General features: G+C 58.0%; 2 protein-coding genes. Both read left to right on the forward strand.

All coding sequences use genetic code 11. The features are described from left to right. Positions 1–240: 240 nt before the first annotated feature. Entirely contained in the window at positions 241–711 is a 471-nt protein-coding gene (gene rimP / locus NW837_RS15100) for a ribosome maturation factor RimP (protein WP_011433822.1), read from the forward strand. Positions 712–846: 135 nt separating this feature from the next. Beyond that, positions 847–2,220: a transcription termination factor NusA gene (gene nusA, locus NW837_RS15105; RefSeq protein ID WP_414332437.1), complete on the forward strand. Its 1,374-nt coding sequence runs from the start codon at positions 847–849 to the stop codon at positions 2,218–2,220. Positions 2,221–2,540 lie beyond the last annotated feature (320 nt).

Below are 2,540 nucleotides of genomic sequence, written 5' to 3' on the forward strand. Positions count from 1 at the left end.
TGTTGCCTTTTGGGGATCCCCATGACAAAACCGGAGGAGATCTTCTAAATTAGGAGGTAGGGGGGATGCGCTCGAAGTCTGTACTGATTCTGGGCGAGCCTCAAGGAGCTCCGCGATAGCAACGGGGAGTGGGTGGTACCCACTTCTTTGCTTTTTGAGGAGGCTTACTGTCCCCTTTGCCGGCTCCGGCTCCAAGGGGTTTGGATCTGGCTGCAGCACCGGGTTGGTGACGAGTAGGTTATGGTTCACCCTCTTATTCCGCAGTTGGAGAGCTTGGCCCGTCCCTTGGCCGCTCAACTGGGATACCAGTTGGTGCAGATGGTTTTCCACACCAACCAGCATCCGCCAGTTCTGCGGGTGGATATCCGCCCACTGGATCCCGACCGAGAAACCAGCCATGCCGATTGCGAAGCCATGAGCCAAGCCTTAGAAGTCGAGCTGGATCGGGTGGATCTGATCCCAGGCCAGTATGTGTTGGAGGTGTCCAGCCCTGGCATCAGCAACCTTCTCACCAGCGATCGCGACTTTGTGGTTTTCAAAGGGTTTGCGGTGGAGGTGACCTTGGATCCACCCTACAAGGGCAAAGCCGTTTGGTCAGGACACCTGCTGGGTCGGGATGAGGAGAGGGTTGCCTTATCCCTCAAGGGGCGGCGAGTTCAGTTGCCCCGCGCTTCGGTGCAGCGGGTTGCCCTCTCATCGGAAACTGACTAGGAGACCGGAGATAGAGAGAGCGTTTGACCGCAGGTGGTGCGGCCCTCCCTTCGCATCAGAGATGCGGGTTCAGTTCCCGCTGTGGAGCAATAGCAACAGCAAGTTTCACGAAGTTTGTGCAGGAGGACAGTGGTTATGGCGATGGTGCCTCTGCCGGGTTTGGCGGAAATGGTGGAGATGATCTCGCGGGAGCGCAACTTGCCCCGCCATGTGGTCACCGATGCCCTGCGAGAGGCGCTGCTCAAGGGCTACGAACGCTACCGCAAAACCATCCAGCGAGATGTGGTCTTTGCAGAAGACCACTTCCGCAATTTCGATGTGGAGTTGGATGTGGAGGCAGGAGGCTTTCGCGTTTTGGCCACCAAAGCCATCGTTGAGCAGGTGCAAAACCCCGACCATGAGATCTCTCTGTACGATGTGCAGCAGGATTACCCAGAAGCCGAAGTAGGCTGGGAAGTCACAGATGATGTCACCCCACAACAGGCGGAATTTGGCCGCATGGCGGCCATCCAAACCAAGCAGGTGCTGGCGCAAAAGTTACGGGATCAGCAGCGCCGTCTGATTCAGGAAGAGTTCCGCGATCTGGAAAAAACCGTACTGCAGGCACGGGTGCTGCGCACCGAGCGGCAGACGGTGATCATGTCGGTATCCAGCGGTTTCGGACAACCTGAGGTGGAAGCAGAACTGCCCAAGAAGGAACAGCTGGCCAGCGATCGCTACACTCCCAACGCGGTGATGAAGGTCTATCTCAAGAAAGTCTATGAGGGATCCCGGCGGGGGCCACAGCTTTTGGTTTCCCGGGCCGATGCTGGCTTGGTGGTGAACCTGTTTGCCAACGAGGTGCCAGAAATTGAAGAGGATATCGTGCGGATTGTGGCAGTGGCGCGGGAGGCCAACCCCCCTTCCCGAAATGTGGGGCCACGTACCAAGATTGCGGTCGATACGGTGGAGCGGGACGTGGATCCAGTGGGGGCCTGTATTGGCGCGAGGGGATCCCGGATTCAGGCGGTGGTAGCAGAGCTGCGCAACGAGAAAATCGATGTCATCCGCTGGTCGCCGGATCCTGCCACTTACATTGCCAATGCCCTCAGCCCGGCCAAGGTGGTGGAGGTGCGGCTGGTGGATCCGGAAATCCAGCAAGCTCATGTGTTGGTCAACAGCGACCAGCTCAGTTTGGCCATTGGCAAAGAGGGGCAAAATGTGCGCCTGGCAGCCCGCCTCACCGGTTGGAAAATCGACATCAAGGAAGTGGAGAGCTACCGCGCAGCGCTGGAGGAGGCCCAAGCGCAAGGGTTGCCCTATCCCTTCATCACTCCAGCGGCACTGGAGCGCTTCCAGCGGCGGGCAGAGCGGGCTGCTTTGGGCCTAGAGGATGAGGAATACGAAGAAAAGCGCCGCTTGGAGGAAGAGGAGCTGGCGGGAGACGAGAGGCTGGAGGAAGACTGGGCTGACGAGGACGAGGACTTCGACTACGACGCCGAGTTCGACATTGCCCAGCCGAAGGGGTAATGATATACGCTCTACCCTCACTTTGCCCGTACACTTTGCTCGTAGAGGGCGGCTTCTGCCGGAAGTCTGGGCTTTGGAATGAGTTTTGCTGCAGGGGATCGCGGTTGCACCGAGACCGCAATGGCGCATGTGGGGTTTTCCTGCCTGCTTGGGCAGAACTGCCCTGTTCCGGCAATCTGCATTGGTGAAAGATGCTAGCTTTTGTTAGCATGCAGGAGCCAAAAAAGTTCGGCAGGCAAATCAAAACTCTTCCGAGCCAGAACCCAAACCTCAATCCAACACAGCGGGATCCCTTGGCTAGTTCAGAGTTTGCCCTGGAG

Source organism: Synechococcus sp. R6-10 (assembly GCF_047461815.1).
GTDB lineage: Bacteria > Cyanobacteriota > Cyanobacteriia > Thermostichales > Thermostichaceae > Thermostichus.

What these genes read in the sequence shown, in the direction of transcription:
- nusA (WP_414332437.1), top strand. Translation starts at nt 847, where the DNA reads ATGGCGATGGTGCCTCTGCCGGGTTTGGCGGAAATGGTGGAGATGATC.
- rimP (WP_011433822.1), top strand. Translation starts at nt 241, where the DNA reads ATGGTTCACCCTCTTATTCCGCAGTTGGAGAGCTTGGCCCGTCCCTTG.